Origin of the sequence: Nocardia sp. NPDC051570 (assembly GCF_044454005.1) — a bacterium.
In the GTDB taxonomy this organism is placed as follows: Bacteria; Actinomycetota; Actinomycetes; order Mycobacteriales; family Mycobacteriaceae; genus Nocardia.
Window position 1 is genome coordinate 1 of record NZ_JBITDI010000024.1, and the last position, 17,814, is coordinate 17,814.

20 protein-coding genes are annotated in these 17,814 nt (G+C 66.1%); 13 read left to right on the top strand and 7 right to left on the bottom strand.

The window, feature by feature from the left end; all coding sequences use genetic code 11:
- Positions 1-1,046: 1,046 nt before the first annotated feature.
- Positions 1,047-1,478 carry a hypothetical protein gene (locus ACIA76_RS38425; RefSeq protein WP_397159557.1) on the top strand — a complete coding sequence of 144 codons (432 nt, stop codon included), beginning with the start codon at positions 1,047-1,049 and terminating at the stop codon, positions 1,476-1,478.
- A 16-nt stretch (positions 1,479-1,494) separates the two neighbouring features.
- Here the strand turns inward: ACIA76_RS38425 and ACIA76_RS38430 are convergent, their stop codons facing one another.
- The 3 genes from ACIA76_RS38430 to ACIA76_RS38440 form a co-directional block, all read right to left on the bottom strand.
- Positions 1,495-1,917 carry a VOC family protein gene (locus ACIA76_RS38430; RefSeq protein ID WP_397159559.1) on the bottom strand — a complete coding sequence of 141 codons (423 nt, stop codon included), beginning with the start codon at positions 1,915-1,917 and terminating at the stop codon, positions 1,495-1,497.
- A 116-nt stretch (positions 1,918-2,033) separates the two neighbouring features.
- The gene (locus ACIA76_RS38435; RefSeq protein ID WP_397159561.1) at positions 2,034-3,047 is read right to left on the bottom strand and encodes an alpha/beta hydrolase; all 1,014 of its coding nucleotides are present in this window, start codon (positions 3,045-3,047) and stop codon (positions 2,034-2,036) included.
- Complete coding sequence (locus tag ACIA76_RS38440; protein WP_397159563.1) at positions 3,044-3,958, bottom strand: PIG-L family deacetylase; 915 nt, start codon at positions 3,956-3,958, stop codon at positions 3,044-3,046. Before ACIA76_RS38440 ends, ACIA76_RS38435 begins: the two co-directional genes overlap by 4 nt.
- A 135-nt stretch (positions 3,959-4,093) precedes the next feature.
- On the opposite strand from ACIA76_RS38440, the gene ACIA76_RS38445 reads away from it, so the two are divergent.
- Positions 4,094-5,194: a glycosyltransferase gene (locus ACIA76_RS38445; protein ID WP_397159565.1), complete on the top strand. Its 1,101-nt coding sequence runs from the start codon at positions 4,094-4,096 to the stop codon at positions 5,192-5,194.
- Positions 5,195-5,372: 178 nt separating this feature from the next.
- Complete coding sequence (locus tag ACIA76_RS38450) at positions 5,373-5,864, top strand: DUF2231 domain-containing protein (RefSeq protein ID WP_397159567.1); 492 nt, start codon at positions 5,373-5,375, stop codon at positions 5,862-5,864.
- Here the strand turns inward: ACIA76_RS38450 and ACIA76_RS38455 are convergent.
- Positions 5,861-6,316 carry a VOC family protein gene (locus tag ACIA76_RS38455; RefSeq protein ID WP_397159569.1) on the bottom strand — a complete coding sequence of 152 codons (456 nt, stop codon included), beginning with the start codon at positions 6,314-6,316 and terminating at the stop codon, positions 5,861-5,863. The genes ACIA76_RS38450 and ACIA76_RS38455 overlap by 4 nt on opposite strands.
- Positions 6,317-6,378: 62 nt before the next feature.
- On the opposite strand from ACIA76_RS38455, the gene ACIA76_RS38460 reads away from it, so the two are divergent.
- Together ACIA76_RS38460 and ACIA76_RS38465 are read left to right on the top strand one after the other, a co-directional pair.
- Positions 6,379-6,984: a TetR/AcrR family transcriptional regulator gene (locus ACIA76_RS38460; RefSeq protein WP_397159570.1), complete on the top strand. Its 606-nt coding sequence runs from the start codon at positions 6,379-6,381 to the stop codon at positions 6,982-6,984.
- A 204-nt stretch (positions 6,985-7,188) separates the two neighbouring features.
- Positions 7,189-7,869 carry a response regulator transcription factor gene (locus ACIA76_RS38465; protein WP_397159572.1) on the top strand — a complete coding sequence of 227 codons (681 nt, stop codon included), beginning with the start codon at positions 7,189-7,191 and terminating at the stop codon, positions 7,867-7,869.
- Between the two features lie 49 nt (positions 7,870-7,918).
- Here the strand turns inward: ACIA76_RS38465 and ACIA76_RS38470 are convergent, their stop codons facing one another.
- Complete coding sequence (locus ACIA76_RS38470; RefSeq protein ID WP_397159574.1) at positions 7,919-9,304, bottom strand: TrpB-like pyridoxal phosphate-dependent enzyme; 1,386 nt, start codon at positions 9,302-9,304, stop codon at positions 7,919-7,921.
- A 190-nt stretch (positions 9,305-9,494) separates the two neighbouring features.
- Between ACIA76_RS38470 and ACIA76_RS38475 the strand changes: the two genes are divergently transcribed.
- The 7 genes from ACIA76_RS38475 to ACIA76_RS38505 all read left to right on the top strand — a co-directional run bounded on the left by ACIA76_RS38475 (position 9,495) and on the right by ACIA76_RS38505 (position 14,807).
- Entirely contained in the window at positions 9,495-10,391 is an 897-nt protein-coding gene (locus ACIA76_RS38475; protein WP_397159575.1) for a DMT family transporter, read from the top strand.
- Between the two features lie 102 nt (positions 10,392-10,493).
- Positions 10,494-11,666: a pyridoxal phosphate-dependent aminotransferase gene (locus ACIA76_RS38480; RefSeq protein WP_397159577.1), complete on the top strand. Its 1,173-nt coding sequence runs from the start codon at positions 10,494-10,496 to the stop codon at positions 11,664-11,666.
- Positions 11,656-12,132, top strand: a complete 477-nt coding sequence (locus tag ACIA76_RS38485; protein WP_397159579.1) for a DUF6190 family protein — start codon at positions 11,656-11,658, stop codon at positions 12,130-12,132. The genes ACIA76_RS38480 and ACIA76_RS38485 overlap by 11 nt, the downstream gene beginning before the upstream one ends.
- A 7-nt stretch (positions 12,133-12,139) precedes the next feature.
- On the top strand, positions 12,140-12,928 hold the full coding sequence (locus ACIA76_RS38490) for a dihydrodipicolinate synthase family protein (RefSeq protein WP_397159581.1): 789 nt from the start codon (positions 12,140-12,142) through the stop codon (positions 12,926-12,928).
- Position 12,929: 1 nt separating this feature from the next.
- Entirely contained in the window at positions 12,930-13,760 is an 831-nt protein-coding gene (locus ACIA76_RS38495) for an iron-containing redox enzyme family protein (protein ID WP_397159583.1), read from the top strand.
- Positions 13,761-13,762: 2 nt separating this feature from the next.
- On the top strand, positions 13,763-14,023 hold the full coding sequence (locus ACIA76_RS38500) for a Rieske (2Fe-2S) protein (protein ID WP_397159585.1): 261 nt from the start codon (positions 13,763-13,765) through the stop codon (positions 14,021-14,023).
- 46 nt (positions 14,024-14,069) lie between these two features.
- Positions 14,070-14,807, top strand: coding sequence for an SDR family oxidoreductase (locus ACIA76_RS38505; RefSeq protein WP_397159587.1), 738 nt, complete (start codon positions 14,070-14,072; stop codon positions 14,805-14,807).
- A gap of 161 nt (positions 14,808-14,968) precedes the next feature.
- On the opposite strand, the gene ACIA76_RS38510 is transcribed toward ACIA76_RS38505, so the two are convergent.
- Complete coding sequence (locus tag ACIA76_RS38510; RefSeq protein ID WP_397159589.1) at positions 14,969-15,859, bottom strand: CAP domain-containing protein; 891 nt, start codon at positions 15,857-15,859, stop codon at positions 14,969-14,971.
- Between the two features lie 325 nt (positions 15,860-16,184).
- On the opposite strand from ACIA76_RS38510, the gene ACIA76_RS38515 reads away from it, so the two are divergent.
- Positions 16,185-17,018, top strand: a complete 834-nt coding sequence (locus tag ACIA76_RS38515) for a class I SAM-dependent methyltransferase (protein ID WP_397159591.1) — start codon at positions 16,185-16,187, stop codon at positions 17,016-17,018.
- A gap of 143 nt (positions 17,019-17,161) precedes the next feature.
- Here ACIA76_RS38515 and ACIA76_RS38520 read toward each other — a convergent pair whose 3' ends face one another.
- On the bottom strand, positions 17,162-17,668 hold the full coding sequence (locus ACIA76_RS38520) for an O-acetyl-ADP-ribose deacetylase (RefSeq protein WP_397159593.1): 507 nt from the start codon (positions 17,666-17,668) through the stop codon (positions 17,162-17,164).
- Positions 17,669-17,814 lie beyond the last annotated feature (146 nt).

A 17,814-nucleotide genomic window follows, 5' to 3' on the forward strand; every position in this document is an offset into this window, starting at 1 on the left:
ACAAACACGACATGATCACGCGGTGGCCGCCCTGCTACCAGCAGCCCCGTCCACCAGCGCTGCCGTCACCAACGAAGTCCGGCTGGAGTACTAGTGAGCTACTGCGCGCTCCGAGCCGTTCATCGCGCGCCCAATGCCCGGCCAGCAGGTCCGGGCTTTGGCGGGTAGGGATCATCGTCGCGGCGATGATCCGTGAATAGCCCGACACCATGACCAGCACGGGCGGTCGACCGGCATGCCCGAACTCGAGCCGGACTCCACATATGTGCCCGGTCCTATCGGGTCGGTAGCATCCGGGGTCTCGGCGGTCGGGCACCTGGCGCAAGGTGACAAGGCGGGTGCGGCTGCGGCCGCCGTCGGGATGATCCCGGACGGTAAGTTGGTCGGCACCGTCGCCAAGGCCGCCGCGAAAGAAGCTCCGGCAGCGGCGAAAGCAGCAAGCAAGGCTGCATCCGGTCCTACGGTGGGTTCGACGATGTCGAGGTCGGTTCAGTGGCGTTCGCGGAGAACCAGGTCCTCGATCGCATCGAATCAGCGATCAATGCGCTGAAGTAGCAGATGAAAAGTTGTCGTTTCCCGATCTCGGCCCGACGAGGTCGCGCCGCTGGTCGAGCGACGCGTGGAGAAGGCCTCCATGGGCGCAGATATTTTAAGTGACACAACAACTTCCAAGTGAGTCAGCACATAGAGCTCAGCGGAGAGCCAAAAGATACCAGCCTTGCGGTTTATGATCGCTCGCGGCGAAATCAATACGCGCAGTGGGGAATAGAACCGCGGTGACAGTCGCTGACACGGTCGTGCCAGGTGAAAGTAGTGTCCGCATGGGTGAGCTGGAGATGATGAGACATCAGTTCGAACCCCCGTAACGGCTCGAATTATAGTCTGTGCGTGGACGTTCGATAGTCGATAGTCCGGAGCTGAAACGTTCGGGTCTGCAGGCTCGGGTCGCGAGCATCGCGCATGCGGGCATTCCCGAATTGGCCGATACACCTGTGTGGGTTGCCGCACTGCCGGGACCCGAACGGCGCGACTGAGTTCGGCATGCGGTGACGCTGCTGTATTTGGCCGTGCCCGGCGACTTCGTGGTGTTGCATCTGCTCACGTCGCTGTTTGCCTTGGAGAGGATCGCGGAGACGCTCGGATCGGATAATGATGCGGAGATGGTGTACGACCTCTACTGGGCCGGGTTGCGGATCATCGTCGCGGCAGAAGGGAAAACACCGGCCGCACAGAAGGTTCGAGAGCTCGACACCCTGTACTCCGGGCGAGTCGATGATCGTTTCGAATACGCCGCCGCCGAGTTCGAGGTCATCGCGCGCCGCGCGTGGCTCGAGGACGAGGAGCACAACCCGAAACTGGTCTTCGTGCTCCGCTCATGGTGGGAGGCCGACGGCTGGAGCGCCTATCGGCATGCGGCAGGCCAATTCACGAGCACACCGGACCTCCCGCCCAGCTTCGACGAGCCGCCCACCGAGTAGCAAGGTCAAGGTACGCCTAGCGCGCGGGGTTCCAGGCCTTATGCACGAACTCCAGGCGGTTGCCATCGAAGTCGGCGACGTTGGCGGCGTAGTAGCCGGGTGCGAAATACGTCCGGTCCGCCGGCCCGCCTTCGTCGATGCCACCGGCGTTGATCGCGGCGACGTAGGCGGCGTCGACAGCTTCGTTGGTATCGCACACGATGCCGAGGTACAGGCCTGTCTCGCCGTGCTTGCGCTGCCGCAGCCAGATGCTCGAACCGACTCCGGTGCCGGAGATGTATGTGTCGTCGCCGAGGCCGAAGAGATCCGGGACGTTGTCGGGTCCGGACGTGGCGTCGTAGTTCCCGAATTCGCGCCAGCCAACGGGTTTCAGTGCCTCGACGTAGAAGGCCAGCGACTTCTCGATGTCGGTGACCGAGATATAGACATGATCGATCATGTCGAGGCATCCTTCCGCACTGCGGTGTTCTGATGGGCGACGTCGTGGACCGTGCCACGGTACGCCGGTGATCCGCGCGACCGGGTAGTCGGGGCGGGCCTCGAGCAGGTGCCCGGCTAGGGATGGCTGAGGGCGTGGGCGAGATACGGCCAGCTCGCGGCGAGTTGATCGGTCCAATACGGCCAGCTGTGTGTCCCGGTTGGGGTGTAGTCGAATGTGGCGGGCACTGCGAGCGCCCGGAGTCGATTCTGGAGCCGGACGGTGCAGTAGTGGGTGACCGATTCGATGGGGCCGCCGCCGAATACGGCATCGAGTAGATCGGGGTTGTCCGGTGTTTCGTGCGGACCCGGCACCCCGGGCCCGCTGGAGACATAAACCGTTTTACCGGCCAGTGCCGCCGCGTTGATCATCACGTCGTGGGCCACCCAGTCGGGATCGTTGCCGGGGCCCCACATGTTGTCCGGCGTCGCGCCCTTCGAGTGGACGATGAAGCGTATCTCGGCCTGCCCGAACGGATCACTGGTGAAGTAGCACCCGCTGTATGCGGCGACGGCACGATACAGATGGCCGGTCCGTTCGGCCAGGATCATTGCCGCTTGAGCGCCCATCGACGCGCCGAGGATCGTGTTGGCTCCGTTGCCGTGGAATCTCGCGTCGAACAGCGGGGGTATCTCCCTGGTCAGAAACGTTTCCCATTTCTGCCTGCCCAGCACGGGATCGGTGCTGCGCCAATCGGTGTAGTAGCTGCCCGGGGCGCCGACCGGGAGGACCACGTTCACGTCCTTGTCGGCGAAGAACTGTACGGCGCCACCCTGATAGGTCCAGTCGCTCTGGTCGGGTTCCACCCCGTCACCGCCCTGGAGCATGTACACGGTCGGGCGGGGGGTGCGGGGATCGGCCGGCAGGAGAACGTCGACCTGCACGACCCGATTCATCGACGGCGAGTCGACGAACACCTCCAACCAGCGATCGGTGCGCGCGACGATGTGATCGATCCTCGCGACCGAACTATCGGACAGTGGCTGGGCGGCCGCGATCGCGGCCGCCGCGGCCGAGGTCACCAGAACGGTCAGCACGACGCCGATCCGACCGGCACACCGTGCGACGGCGTGATGTCCGCCCCTGCTCATGCAGGCCCGCCCGGCCGGAGGCGCCACAGGACCTCACCGCCACGACGAGCACGTGATCGCCGAATCATCGCCGATATCTGTTTCTCTCCGCCGAGCACCCGGGTCTGGGTGCGGTATTCGCGAACGGCACCGATTTTCGCGTCCTCGTTCTCCAGCGCCACCGCCGCGATGTGCGGTGTCCACGTCACGGCGGGTCTTCGGCTCGCGCGCAGATAGTCGCTCGATGCGGGGCCTCGCGACACCAGCGACATGGCCTCCATCTTGATTCCGGCGATCGGGCTGGCCCATCCCGGTGCCGAATGCCACGGATAGGGTGCCGTTCGCGATACGGGATGTCGGCGCCGCCAACGCTCGGACAACGCATTGAAGTCCTCGTAGAACAACACCCGATCACACTGTCGACCGGTCATCGCGTACCGCATGGCCGCGACCGCCACCGCCACGTGGTCCACATGGTTCCCGATCCCCAGCGGGGCCAGCAAATCCACTCCGGGCACCGCGAGAATGGCCGCTATCTCCCGCTCGATCGCGGCCAGTTCGGTGAACCCCGACAGTGTGGCGGGCGTCCGGAACAGGTGCAACGGGGTCGGCAGGGCCGGGTCGTGAAACATCCGCTCCCACAGCCCCATCCGCCGCTGGCGAGCACCGAGAACCGCCATGGCTCTGTCGTCTTCGATGCGTCTGGTCGCGTAGTCGCCGAACGCCGCGCGCCGACCGGACACGGCGTCGGGTGCGGGGCCGTCGGTGAACACCGATACGACCTCCACATGCGCACCGGCCGCGGCTCGCGCGGCGATCAACGCCCCGACCGCCAGTGCGGCATCATCCAGATGTGGGGATAACACCACCAGACCGCGGCCCGCTGCGAGCGGGTCGCTCGGCGTCGACAGTGTCCTGTCCTCCGCATCCATCGGATCACCCCACGTAACGATCCGACCGTCAAACCCGCGGCATGACTACGACATTCGGCCCGCCAACCCACAATAATCCCGAGCCCAGGCCCGAAGCGACGCCTTGGCTGCAGGTGCGGATCGAAGGAAACGCCAGTGCGAGTGCTGTTCGTCGCGACACCCCTGATCGGACACCTGTTTCCGATGATGCCCCTGGCCCGCCACCTCCACGCGTCCGGGCACACCGTGCTGGTGGCCACCGGCGGCGACGCCGTCACCGCTCGCGACTCGGGTGTGGCGGTCGAGAACGTCTGGCCCCCTTTCGGACTCACTCGAGCCGTTGTCCGCGCCCTGGCTCTGCACCCTCGCGCAGCCCTGAACGCCGCCTCGGGGATGGCGGACGCCGCCGGCGCCGGGCGTGTGTTCGCTGCCACCAACAAACCCATGCTCGAGCCGCTGACGCGGTTGGCGGACAGGTTCGAACCCGACATCATCGTGCACGAACCCTTCGCAGCCGCCGCGGCCGTCGCCGGCGTCCGGCTAGGGGTGCCGTCGGTCCTGCACAACGTTGCCTTCGACAACGGTGAACACATCACAGCCGAAATCCTGCTTCGACTGGGCCACCCTCATGCGGGCCCGCGCGGCGCGACCATCTCGATCGCTCCGCCGAGCATCGTCTCGGTGCCGGGATGGCCGATGCAATACGTGCCCTATGCCATCGGCGACACCCCACCCGCGTGGCTGAGGCAGACACCGGAGCGCCCCCGCATTCTCGTCACCCGCAGCACCATGCTCGGAGACGGACCGGACGCCATGCTGTCCTCGACAGTCGCAGCCGCCCGTGACATCGACGCCGAATTCGTCATCGTCCGCCCCAACCACCGAATCCAACATTCCGCCCTACCCGGCAATGTCCGTACCGTCGGCTGGACCGCTCTGGATTCCGTTCTGCCCGCCTGCGCCGCCATGATCAACCACGGAGGCGCGGGCTCGGTCTACGCGGCACTGCGAGCGGGGGTACCCCAGATCGCCACACCGGCTCCCGGAGACCGCCGATGGAACGCCGAACTCGTCCAACGCCGCGGCGCGGGACTATCTCTGCGGCCGCGACAGATCACCGCGCGCCGCATCACCGAACTGCTCACCACACCCCGATACCGCACAGCCGCAACACAAGTCGCCACAGAAATCGCGGATATGCCCACCCTCGAGCAGATTTCGGCGAAGATCACGGCACTGATCACCCGAGCCAGCTGAAAAGCGCCCGCATCCGGCACGAAGCGCGGCGACTGTCGGCCCGTATGTGGATTCACCCGAGCGGTAAGTGTTGCCGGGCTTACGATCAGGACCGCCGTGCCGCTCAACACCGCTGCGGACTTCACCGCGCGGATCCGACGCCGAGGCGTTGCGGTACTGCTATTGGTCGAGGAGCCCGATGACCGTCATCAACAACCTGCCGGCACACGTCCTGTTCGTACATTTCATGGTGGTTCTCGCACCGCTCACCGCTGCGCTGGAGATCGTGTGCGCGGTATGGCCCGCCGCCCGCCGGGGGCATCTGGTCTGGTTCACGTTGATCCTGGCGATCGTCACAACGGTGCTGACACCGATCACCACACATGCCGGGGAGTGGTTGTATCACCTGCGGCGTAACCCGGATCCGCTCTTGCGTGAGCACGCCGCGCGCGGCGACATGATGATCTACTTCTCGGTCGCGCTGCTGGTGGTCGCGGTCGCTCTGGTGGCGTTGCATATTGCCGAACGCCGCCGCGCTGGACGCCGGATCGTTGCCACCGTCGTGGTCGCGGTACTCGCGGTGGTCGTCGGGGTCTCGTCGGTGGTCCAGGTCTACCGAATCGGTGACAGTGGCGCACACTCGGTCTGGGGCAACGAGATCGCGCACTTGAAGGCGGCTCAGCACGGCTAGTGCTGGGGCCCAAGTGAATACACTGTCGCCGGTGGTTGAATCAGCTCGATGAGGTTCCCTTCCGGGTCCTTGATGTAGGCGAACCGCGCCCCTGGCCGCACCGCGTCCGCCGGCGGCCACACCGCGCTACCACCGGCCGCCACGATGGAGGCGAACGCTGCATCCAGATCGCGCACCGAGACCGCCCAATGCCCGAATCCCAGGACACTCGCGGCATCCAACGGATCGGTGTAGGCCCGGTCCCTGCTCGCGCCGGCTCGTTCGATGAGTTCCAGGCGCACACCGGAACCCGATTGCAGCACGACCGTCCGCACCGCCGGCTCGTCGAGCTGGAACTCCTCGATGACCTCGCACAAGCCGAGCGCTCGCTGGTACCAGGCGCGCTGCGCATCGAGATCCGCGACGGACAAGCTGGTGTGGTGTACATCCAGACCGAGATCGACGTCGGACATGGTGGCCTCCGAATTCAAAGGTTAGTTGCACTCACCTGGTTAGTGACACTAACCTTAGCGTCATGTCACCGAACGTCAAGCGGCCCAGCGGACATCACCACGGTGACCTGCGGCGCGTACTCGAGGAAGCCGCACTGGAGCTACTGGCTACCAAGGGCATCGGCGGTGTCACGATGGCCGAGGCCAGCCGTCGAGCCGGGGTCAGCGTGGCCGCGCCGTACAAGCACTACGCCGACCGCGACGCGCTACTGGCGGCCCTGGTGCTGCGCGCGTTCACCGAACAGCGCGAGCGGTATCGCATCGCCATGGCCGAAGTAGACGATCCGGGTGAGCAGTTGGCAGCCTTCGCCGCGGCCTACGTCCGGTTCGCCGCGGACCGACCGGCATTGTTCACACTCACCTTCGCCGCCGGACTGGACAAGGCCCGCTTCCCTCCGCTCGCCGAGGCCGGACAGGCTCTGTTCGCCGAGTTGTCCGTGCCGGCTCGCGCCTTGTGCGGCGATGACGATCGGGCGCGCAGGCTGGTGTTGGCGATTGCGGCATGCGCCCACGGCCAGGCGGTGTTCCTGACCGAAGGGGTGTTCGCCGACCTGGCGGATCCGCTCTCCGGCGCCGAACACGAGGCCGCCACCGCGGCGGCGGCGCTGGTCGCGGCATATGCCGAATGACTCGGCGGGCCATGGGTTTCCGAGCCGCACTCGAGGCCGCTCTCCTTTGTAGATCGCCGACGTTTGCATCCTGGCTTAAACGTTTGAAGTATGCCTGTGGGGCGGCATTAATTATGGGTGACCGATTGTTCTCGACGTCGTGCGCTCGGTCCTCGTCGAGTCCACCGCCTCGGTCGCAACGCCGCGTGAGGGGGGAACCTATCCATGGACTCAGGTAACTTCGACGAGACCATCACAGTAATGCTGTTCGACGATTGTTCGATTACCCGGGCCGGTGTGCGGGCCATAATCGGCAATCATGCCGATATCGACATTTCAGACGAAGTGTCCGATGTGGCGACCGCGGTGCGGCAGATCAACGATGACGCACCCGATGTGGTGGTCGTCAACGCGCATTCCGGGGCGCTGGAGCCCGAACAGGTCGTCGATCACCTCAGGGCCGAATGCCCGCACTGGCCGGGACGGTTCCTGGTGATCGTCACCGACGGCTCGGCCCACTCGTTCTCGGGCACCGTGGGAACCTTGATGCGCCAGGCCACTCCGAAGGAGTTCGTGCTGGCGCTTCGGATGGTGGCCGCCGGATACTCGCTGTCCCCGTCGTTCGGCCCGACTCGGCCGGCCGAGTCGGCCGTCGGACTGCTCGACGCCGCGTTGAGCAGTGAGCAGTTGGAGTCGATCACCCGCCGTGAATCCGATGTGTTGCGGCTGCTCGCCCAGGGCCGCACCAATGCGGAGATCTCCAAGATCCTGGTGTTGAGCGAGAGCACGGTGAAATCACATGTGCAGCACCTGTTGACGAAGCTCGGCATGCGCAACCGCGTGAGCGCGGCGATCTACGCGTACGAGAGCGGAATCGTGCACCTCGATCGGCGCGCGATTCCCTGAACCGCGGTGTGGGCGTGGGCCTTTCGACAAGGCCCACGCCACCCGAGGCTCAGGCCGATACCTTGGCGTCGGGCAGGTCCGCGAGTGCTTTCTCGATCTGCTGACTCGTCGGCACGTGATCCTCCAGGGTCCCGGCCAGGAACAACTCGTAGGCCGCCATGTCGAAGTGCCCGTGGCCGGACACGTGGGTCAGAATGACGCGCTGCTCGCCGGTTTCCTTGGCCGCCAACGCCTCATCGATCGCGCCGCGGATGGCGTGCGCGGACTCCGGAGCCATGACGAAGCCCTCGGTGCGCGCGAATCGCACTGCGGCATCGAAGACTTCGTTCTGTGAATAGGAGCGGGGCCGAATATGGCCGTGCTCCACCAGGATTCCCATCGTGGGCGAGCTGCCGTGATGGCGAAGGCCGCCCGCGTGGATCGGTGCGGGCATGAAGCCGTGGCCGAGGGTGTACATCGGCAGCACCGGTCCCAGTGACGCGGTGTCCGGATAGTCGTAGGCGTAGGTGCCCCGGGTCAGACTGGGGCAGGCGTCCGGCTCGACCGCGACGAACCGGGTGCCCGTCCGTGTCCCGGTCAACATGTCGGATATGAAGGGATACGACAGGCCCGCATACCCCGAACCGCCACCGACACAGCCGATCACGACATCCGGATAGTCGCCGAAGATCTCCAACTGTTTCTTGGCCTCCAGGCCGATCACGGTCTGGTGCAGGAGGACGTTGTTGGAGATCGAGCCCAACGCGAATCGGGTGTCGTCCCTGCTGAGCGCGTCCTGTACGGCCTCGCTGATGGCGATGCCGATGCTGCCCGGTGAGTCGGGGTCGGCGGCCAGCACCGCCCTGCCCGCCTCGGTGCGATCGGTCGGCGAGGAGAACACGGTGGCGCCCCAGGTGTGCATCAGCATCTTGCGGTAGGGCTTCTGGTTGTAGGAGGCCCGCACCATGTACACCGTGACCTCGAGGCCGAACAGCGCGCCCGCGAACGACAGCGCCGACCCCCACTGGCCCGCACCGGTCTCGCTGGTCAATCGCTTGACGCCGTCCCGCACGGCGTAATACGCCTGCGGCACAGCGGTATTGGGTTTGTGCGAACCCGCAGGGGAGACGCCCTCGTACTTGAAGTAGATCTTGGCCGGGGTGTCGAGTGCGCGTTCCAGCCGGGTGGCCCGGTACATGGGGGAGGGGCGCCAGATCTGGTAGAGCTCGCGCACCTGGTCGGGGATCTCGATCCAGCGCTGTTCGGAGAACTCCTGCTCGACGATTCCGCTGGGCAGCAACGGAAGCAGGTCGTCCGGCGTCAGCGGTTCCAGCGTCTGTGGGTGCAGCGACGGCGGCACTCGGGCCGGCAGGTCGGGCACGATGTTGTACCACGCGGTCGGTAAATCGTTGTGGGACAGGACAACTTGCTTGATCATCTGGTCGGCCTCGCTCATGGATGGCGTTGCAACGGAAATCCCGCATTACCCGGGAAAGGGGTTTCGATGAGCGTAAGAACAATGCCCGCCGGTAGTCGACCGTCGTTGTGAGGAATTCCGGTCCGATCCGCGGCCGGTACTTTCGACCGATCGAAGATCCGCAGAAAGTACCCACGGCGGACCGGTCGGCCGACGGTAAAGTACTCGCATGGAGGGGAAATCCTTACCCGGAGTGCTGCTGACGGCCATCGGAACCGCCTTGGCGGGAACCTCGTTCGCGGCGACCAGTCTGCTGACGCACTATCCGTTTCTGAGTGGCCAGACGCTGCGATTCGCCGTCGGCGCCGTGGCCCTCGGCGTGATCCTGCTGTGGAGCCGCACGCGGCCGCCCCGCCCCACGGTCCGGGAACTGAGCCTGCTGGCCCTGCTGGCGGCGACCGGTCTGGTGGGCTTCAATCTGGCCTCGCTGGCCGCGCTGCGCTCCTCGGAGCCGGCCGCGCTGGGCGTCGTCGTCGGCGGTACCCCGCTGGTGGTGGCGCTGGCCGGTCCGATCATGTCCCGGCGCCGGCCGTCCACTCCCATGCTGGGCGCCGCGCTGCTGGTCGTGGTGGGCGCCGCGGTGGTCATCGGGCTGGGCAGTACATCGCCGGCCGGATTCGGTTTCGCGCTGCTGGCCATGCTCGGCGAGACCGCGTTCACGGTGCTCGCGGTGCCGGTGCTGCCGCGCCTGGGCCCAATTGTGGTGTCCACCTACGTGTGTGCGCTGGCCGCGGTCGAGATGGCCGTGCTGACGCTGGTGGTGGAGCTCCCGCGCTCGCTGCTGCGGCCGCCGACCATGCGGGAGGCGCTGGCGCTGGGCTATCTGGCGATCGCGATCACCGCGGTGGCCTTCATCTGCTACTACGCCGGCATCCAGCGGTTGGGTGCGGAGCGGGCCAGCCTGTTCGCCGGGCTGATTCCGGTGGCCTCCGCCGTCGCCGCCCCGGTGGTCGGCACCGGTGCGCTGGGCCTGCCGCAGATAGTGGGCAGCGTGGTGGTCGGGATCGGTATCACGGTGGGGATGGCCGTGCCCGCGGCGGCGCCGGCGCCGATCGCGCCGAAATGATGAGGGCCGAATTCGTCATAACGACGGTAGACGGTTCGTCCGTGAAATCCGTAGTTTGCTTCGTGCGGCCACTACCACGAATTGCCCTGGGAGATTTCCGGCATGCACCAGCAAACTCACGATGTCTCCACGCCAGTCGATCTCACCCAACATGAGATCAAGGCGCTGCGAACAAAGTACAACCTCGCCGACGCGCATACCCATCAACGCCAATCGCCGACGCAGGACAAAATAGTCGCCAACCTGCCCGAGCTCTGGTACGAATCCGAGGAAAACCTGCAGAAATCCATGGAAAAGCGTTTCACCGACGCCTTCTTCACACTGCACGGGCAGCCGACGGCGGCCGCGCTGGACAAGACCCTGCTCTCCTATTCGGCAAGCGTGTCCACCATGGTCGTCGCGATGTATATGGCACAGCGCGATATAGCGGTGTCACTGGTGGAGCCATGCTTCGACAATCTCGCGGATCTGTTGAAGCATATGGGCATCGAGGTGAGCTCCCTGCCAGAGGAGGACCTCGCCGATCCGGACGCGATCTATAGGCGGCTGGGGAAGGTGCGCACCGGCGCGCTGTATCTGGTGGACCCCAACAACCCCACCGGGTTCAGTCTGCTCAAGGACGGCCGCCGCGGCTTCGAGGAGGTCGTGCGCTGGTGCAAGGACACCGGCACTCTGCTCGTGATCGACTTCTGCTTCGCCGCCTTCGCGCTGTGCGACGACCGCTTCGACCGCTTCGACGTGTACGAGCTGCTGGAGGAGTCCGGCGTCACCTACATGGCGATCGAGGACACCGGCAAGACCTGGCCGGTTCAGGACGCCAAGTGCGCCATGATCACCGTCAGCGAGGATATCCGCGAGGCGGTCTACAACATCCACACCGCGGTGCTGCTCAACGTGTCTCCGTTCGTGCTGAACATGTTGGCGCAGTACGTCGAGGACTCCATCGAGGACGGATTCGCCTCGGTCCGCGACGTGATCTCCCGGAACCGCACGGTGGCCGCGCGGTATCTGGACGGCACGATCCTGGAACACGTCGAACCGGTGGTGAACACCAGCGTGGCCTGGTTCCGGATCACCGACGAGGAGATCACCGCGACCCGACTGCAGGCGCTGCTGCTGGAACACGAGGTCTACGTGCTGCCCGGTACCTACTTCTACTGGGACGAACCCGGCCGCGGTGAGCGCTACATCCGCATCGCGCTGGCCCGGCAGCCGGAGACCTTCGCCGCCGCGCTGCGGCTGATCCGCGAGGTGCTGTCCGATCATGTGCGCTGACATCGTCGTCGACGCCTGGGCTTTCCTGGGCATGCACAGCCGGGACGAGGCACTTCGCCACTGCTGCAAGGGTTTCTTCGCGCAGCGGCTGGGCGAGCGGCTGATCATGAGTCTCGAGGAGGTCGGGCGTTGCGACGATGTGGTGTGGGGGTTTCCCCGCGACACTCAGGACGCCTACTACCCGTTCATGGACAACCTGCACACCGACGCCCGCATCGACCGTCTCGGTTATGACGAGGACGACGTCCGAACCTCGCTGTACACACCGGAACTGGTCGGCCTGCCGATGCGCGAACGGTTGCTGCTGGGCATGGTGCTGCGCCGAGAGGCGGTGCTCTACACCGCGAACCCCAGGCTGCGGGATCGTGCGGACCTGCCCGTCCGCTCGGTTCCGGAGCCGTCCGCGTCGGGCTTTCCCGACAGACTGGAACTGCTGTACCAGGATTCGCTGGCTCTGAGGGTGTGAGGACGAGATGTACTCAGGAATCATTGTCCCCCTTGTCACGCCGCTGGACGCCGACGGCGTCGTCTCCGCGCCGGGCGTGGCCGCACTGATCGAATCGGTCCGCGACGAGGTCACCGGCCTGATGCCGACGCTGAGCTCGGGTGAGGGCTGGCTGCTCAGCGAGCGCCAGTGGACCGATATGGTCGCGCTCACCCGCGAGCATTCGCGCGGGCTGCCGGTGCTGGCCGGGGTTCAGCTCGCCACCACCGCCGAGGTGGTCGACCGCGCGCGGCGGGCGATGGTCCTCGGAGTGGACGGCGTGGTCGTGACGACCCCGTTCGGTGCCGGGCTCACCCAGGAGGCGATCTACGAGCACTACCGGATCCTGCGGGAATCGGTGGCGGTCCCGCTGTTCCTGTACAACGAGTCGGCGTTGTCGGGCAACAGCATCGAGGTCGACACCTTGTGCCGGATCTGCGAGTTGCCGGATGTGGTGGGCATCAAGGAGTCCAGCGGATCGGCGGAGCTGACCCGCGAGATCGTGACGGCGCTGCCGGGGATCCCGGTATTCGAGGGCTGGGAGAATCTGCTGATCCACGCCGACGGCATCGCCGGATTCATCGGACCACTCGCCAATCTCGAACCCGCGCTGTGCAATTCGATGCTGACGGACCCGACACCGCAGCGGCAGGCCGAGATCGACGCGGCCTGCGAGCGGTACGGGCTGTTGCGCGAGGACTGGTACCGGTGGGTCAAGCGGGAGCTGTGCCGCCGGGGCGTGCTGTCCGACGACACGGTCGCGGAACGGGTGAGCTGACATGACCGGAACCGATCGCCGGCAGCGGCGGCTGTACTGCCTCAACCGCTCGGTTCTCGACGTCGACAACTATGCCGAAATGCTGGCGCTGGAACAGGATTGGGTGGTCGCCCGGGCCGTCGACATCGAGCGTCGGGCGCCGAGACTGGACTCGCGAGCGGATCTGATGGCGGCGCTCGGCCGGTTGCTGCGGGACGAGGAGGCCGCGAGTCCGACGGATAACGAGCGGTTTCTGGCCGAGCAGGCCACGCTCGAGCAGTTCAAGATCGTGGTCGCGGAGTTCGCGGTGGACGGCCTCGTCGAATCGCAGTCCCATCTCGCGATCATCCCGCGCTTGCCGGCCAGGGCGAGGATGGCGGTGTTCCGGGTACTGGTGGACGAATTCGGTTGTGGCAACGACGAACTGGAGCATTCCGCGCTGTATCGGGCACTGGTCACCGAATTGGGCATGCCGGTCGAGCTGACCGACTACGTCGCACTGGCCGACGAGTCCAGCTTCGCCTACGTCAACCTGTTCCACTGGCTGGCCGCCCGCGCACCCGCACCCGAGTACTTCCTCGGCGCCTACGCCTACTTCGAGTCCAGTGTGCTGTACGCGTATCGGTGCTATGCGGCCGCCGCCGAGCGGCTGAACATCGTCAATCGCAAGTACTACACCGAGCATCTGTACATCGACACCTTCCACAGCAAGCAGATGCGGACCGCCATCCGTGCGCTGGAGCTGGAGCGGCCGGTGGATTTCGGCAAGGTATGGGTCGGTGTCGAACTGACCAGTGCGGTCGTGGCGGAGGCCACCGACCGCGCGATCGCCAAGGCGCGGAACAGGGTGTAGCGATGGAGGATTCGGGTCCGGAGGCGGAGGTCCGCCAGACCACCGAGGAACGGTTGCTGATCGAGGTGGGCGACCGCCGGATTCTCATCGAGGCCGCCTGCCCGCATCGCAAGGGCAGGCTGCGGTTCGGCCACGTCAACGGCCGCGCGCTGCGGATCACCTGCCCGCTGCACCATTCGACGTTCGATCTGCTGACGGGGCAACAGATTTCGGGTCCGCCCTGCCGATCGCTGTGGGTGCGGGTGCTCTCCGACGAGACGTGACCCCGAACAGACCAGTCCGGCGCTGCGATCTGGTACACGTTGGTGCATGACCGATGTTATCGAGTTGGCCGGGAAGACGGTGATCGTTACCGGGGCTTCGTCCGGTATCGGGGAGTCCACGGCGCGGTTGTTGTACGCGGCTGGGGCGTATCCGGTGTTGGCGGCGCGGCGGCCGGAGCGGTTGACCGAGCTGAGCGCGGAGCTCGGCGGGGCGCTCGCGGTGCCGACCGACGTGACCAACCCGGCGCAGGTGCGCGAGTTGGTTGCGGCAACGGTGGCGCGGCATGGCCGCATCGACGGACTGGTGAACAATGCCGGGGCCGGTCTGCAAGGTCCCGTGGCCGATGTCGACCTGGACGAGTTCGGGCGGATTCTGGAACTCAACGTGGTCGGTCTGGTCGGGGTGACGCAGGCTGTCCTGCCGACCATGCGGGCGCAGGGGTTCGGTCGGATTGTGAACGTCAGCTCGGGCACCACGCGCCGGGTGGCGACGGGATCCGGCGCGTACGCGTCGACAAAATCGGCGGTGAACATGCTCAGCGCGGTACTGCGGGAGGAACTGGCCGGTGACGGGATCGCGGTGTCGCTGCTGCTGCCTTCGATGACCGCGACCGAGTTCGGTGACGGGATGTTCACACTCGGCGCCACGCCGCGGCCGGGCATGGTGGTGCACAGCCCGGACTATGTGGCCGGTGTGGTGCTGCGGCTGCTGCGCACCGGCGAGGACACCTTCGACATCCCGCACGGGCCGGAGCAGCCCGATATCGCCCGCGTGCCCCACTGATTCTCCGCCGACGAAGATCGCATCGCCGTGGCCGAGCGCGGCATCAGGAAACCTCTTCTGCCCGAAGGGATTCGCGGAGAGCCCGGTGCGCTGCGAGGCGCACGCGGGCTCGGGAGGCAGTCCGGGAAACCTCCGGCTCGTCACCCTGTGGCGCACAGTGATCAGCGTGCGCCGAACATCATGGTCCACCATGGCCCCGTGTCGAGCAGCGAATTGCCGCGTCCGGGTTTGCCTTTCGCCGCACCGATTCCGGCCGACTTCCAGGAGCAGTTGAGCAGGTTCTCTCGGTGACCAGAACTGCTCATCCAGCCGTCCATGATCTCCCGCGGCGAGGTTTGCCCCATGCCGATGTTCTCCGAGACCTCGTCCTGATATCCCTGCGCCTTCGCCCGCTGCATCCAGTCGCGGCGGTCGGGGCTGATGTGATCGAAGTACCGTCGGTCTCGCATGTCCTGGCTGTGCAGGCGCGCGGCCCGGGTCAAACGCTCATCCATCCGCAGTGGCTGACAACCCTTCTTGCGTCGCTCGGCATTGGCGAGGTCGAGGACCTGCTTCTCCCACTGCGCTTCGCCCTCACCCGCGCCCGGGCCCGGCTTCGCCGACTCGTCCGGCTTCGTGGGCTCCTGGGGCTTCGTGGGCTCCTGGGGTTTAGGCGGCTTCGGATCGCCGCCCGAACAGTCCGGCGCCGCAGGCTCGTTGGTCCCCGTGTCGACGAAGGCGTCGCTGATCCACCGGCCGCTGTCGAGCTTGTCCCACACATCGGTGGCACCCCATTTGCTCGTGACGCGGTCGCCGCGCGCCGTGCACACGATCGTCACCCGATCGCGATGACGAGCTCTGCCGACCTTCGAACTCCGCAGGCTCGGACCGGACCGCAGATTGACCGGCGAGCGGCCGTTCGGCGCCAGCACGGTCCCCATCCCCGGTTTATCCGGTTCAGCCACAGCCGGGGCCGCCATCGCGCCACCCGCCACGACCGCCACCACACATACCGCACCGAGCCCGGCACGAGATCGAATAGCCCAGTCCCGCACCGTATTCCATCCACTCATTACCGCAATTCCCCGTCCTCGTTCCGATCCGACGCCGACCAGTACCGAAGGGTAGAGTCCGGCGACGCAGCGGCCGAGTCACATTAGGTCCGGGTTCATTCGAGTCAAGGCCAGCCTTACCGATCCGGGCGAATCCGATGTAACGTTGCACAATTCGACCGATCGGTATCGGCGTTTGAGATCGTCCTCGTGAACCGCGGAACTGATCATCCCCCAAACTGGTTGGCTGACAGCACTTACCAATTCACCCTCGTGCCGAATATCGGATAGCGGCCAAATGGCCGGGCATCGAACGGCTTTGAGGAATCGAGGTTAGCCTGGGTGAGTGTCCAATGCGCCTTACATCGAAGATCAGCCGGGGTCGTCGCGGCCCGAATCTCATCGACTGCGACAGGTCGCGGAGTCGTTCGGCGAGGACCCCGACCGCTACGACCGGGCACGTCCTCACTATCCCGCAGCACTGGTGGAACGCATCGCTGCTGACGCCCCTGGCCCCGATGTCCTGGATGTCGGCTGCGGTACCGGCATCGCGGCGCGCCAGTTCCGCGCGGCAGGCTGCACGGTACTCGGCGTCGAACCCGATACCCGGATGGCCGATTTCGCCCGCGCCAGCGGCATCGAGGTCGAGGTCGCGACATTCGAGGCGTGGGAACCCGCCGGGCGGAGGTTCGACGCGGTGATCGCAGGGCAGTCCTGGCACTGGGTGGACCCTGTCTCGGGCGCGGCCAAGGCGGCGCGGGTGCTGCGCCCCGGCGGTCGGCTCGCGGTGTTTGCGCATGTATTCGAGCCGCCGCCTGATGTGGCCGCGGCTTTCACGGCCGTCCATCGGCGGGTGGCACCCGATTCGCCGGTCGGCCTCCCGCAGGGGACATCACTCCGCGAGGCGTACCAGGGAGGGTTCACCAAGTACGCCGAGGCGATCCGGGAAGCGGGTGGGTTCGGTGATCCCGAGCAATTGCAATTCGATTGGGAGCGGTCCTATACCCGCGACCAATGGCTGGACCTGTTGCCCACCACCGGTGGACTCACCCGTCTCCCGGCGGACAAGGTGGCCGAGGTGCTGACCGAGGTCGGTGCCGTCATCGACGCGATGGGCGGCGGCTTCCGCACGCCCTTCACCACCTTCGCAATCGTCGCCGCCCGAACCGACGCCACCTGACCGGCACGACCTGAAACACGAACAGAGCAGTCGGACTCGTCTGGCCACCGGAAGTCGACGGTCCTGCGCAGTATCGGAGCAAGCCAACCACGGAGTCGACTCGAACCACCCGAGCCCGCCGAAGACGAAGAGGCGTCGGGGAATCACGCTGTCGCGGCGAAGGTGTCATAGGCATCCTGGCTGAACAATACGAAACGCACCTCCCGCACCGTGGTGTCGGCGGCCCGCACGGTCTCGATCGCGATGCGGGCACCGTCGTCGATCGGCCAGCCGAAGATACCGGTGGAGATGGCCGGGAACGCAACCGTCCGCGCGCCCAACTCATCTGCCACCCGCAGTGATTCGCTGTAGCAGGAGGCCAGCAGCTCCGATCGGTCGTCCTGCGCCGACCACACCGGCCCGACCGTGTGAATCACCCATCGTGCGGGCAGATTACCGGCGGTCGTCGCGACGGCCTTCCCGGTTGCCAGGCCCTTCCCGTAATGCGACGCCCGCAGGTCACGGCACGCGGACAGGATCGCCGGACCACCCTTGCGGTGAATGGCTCCGTCGACGCCCCCGCCGCCGAGCAGTGACGAATTCGCCGCGTTCACCACCGCATCCACATCCTGCTCGGTGATATCGCCCCGGATCAGTACGAGTTCGACCATGCGACCATTGTCGCAGCTCTCGGCGACGCGGCGAAATCGGAGTCGATGGTTTCATGCCGCCCCGAAACCCCGACCGGCGCAGGTGACGACCTCGAACCCGCGGCTGGGGAAGACGGCGTCCATGAAGAAACTGCCGGTCAGCCATT

Coding starts and splice junctions, on each gene's coding strand:
- ACIA76_RS38460 (WP_397159570.1), top strand. CDS start 6,379: ATGTCACCGAACGTCAAGCGGCCCAGCGGACATCACCACGGTGACCTG.
- ACIA76_RS38430 (WP_397159559.1), bottom strand. CDS start 1,917: ATGATCGATCATGTCTATATCTCGGTCACCGACATCGAGAAGTCGCTG.
- ACIA76_RS38510 (WP_397159589.1), bottom strand. CDS start 15,859: ATGAGTGGATGGAATACGGTGCGGGACTGGGCTATTCGATCTCGTGCC.
- ACIA76_RS38495 (WP_397159583.1), top strand. CDS start 12,930: ATGACCGGAACCGATCGCCGGCAGCGGCGGCTGTACTGCCTCAACCGC.
- ACIA76_RS38505 (WP_397159587.1), top strand. CDS start 14,070: ATGACCGATGTTATCGAGTTGGCCGGGAAGACGGTGATCGTTACCGGG.
- ACIA76_RS38520 (WP_397159593.1), bottom strand. CDS start 17,668: ATGGTCGAACTCGTACTGATCCGGGGCGATATCACCGAGCAGGATGTG.
- ACIA76_RS38475 (WP_397159575.1), top strand. CDS start 9,495: ATGGAGGGGAAATCCTTACCCGGAGTGCTGCTGACGGCCATCGGAACC.
- ACIA76_RS38450 (WP_397159567.1), top strand. CDS start 5,373: ATGACCGTCATCAACAACCTGCCGGCACACGTCCTGTTCGTACATTTC.
- ACIA76_RS38435 (WP_397159561.1), bottom strand. CDS start 3,047: ATGAGCAGGGGCGGACATCACGCCGTCGCACGGTGTGCCGGTCGGATC.
- ACIA76_RS38485 (WP_397159579.1), top strand. CDS start 11,656: ATGTGCGCTGACATCGTCGTCGACGCCTGGGCTTTCCTGGGCATGCAC.
- ACIA76_RS38440 (WP_397159563.1), bottom strand. CDS start 3,958: ATGGATGCGGAGGACAGGACACTGTCGACGCCGAGCGACCCGCTCGCA.
- ACIA76_RS38480 (WP_397159577.1), top strand. CDS start 10,494: ATGCACCAGCAAACTCACGATGTCTCCACGCCAGTCGATCTCACCCAA.
- ACIA76_RS38455 (WP_397159569.1), bottom strand. CDS start 6,316: ATGTCCGACGTCGATCTCGGTCTGGATGTACACCACACCAGCTTGTCC.
- ACIA76_RS38465 (WP_397159572.1), top strand. CDS start 7,189: ATGGACTCAGGTAACTTCGACGAGACCATCACAGTAATGCTGTTCGAC.
- ACIA76_RS38500 (WP_397159585.1), top strand. CDS start 13,763: ATGGAGGATTCGGGTCCGGAGGCGGAGGTCCGCCAGACCACCGAGGAA.
- ACIA76_RS38490 (WP_397159581.1), top strand. CDS start 12,140: ATGTACTCAGGAATCATTGTCCCCCTTGTCACGCCGCTGGACGCCGAC.
- ACIA76_RS38470 (WP_397159574.1), bottom strand. CDS start 9,304: ATGAGCGAGGCCGACCAGATGATCAAGCAAGTTGTCCTGTCCCACAAC.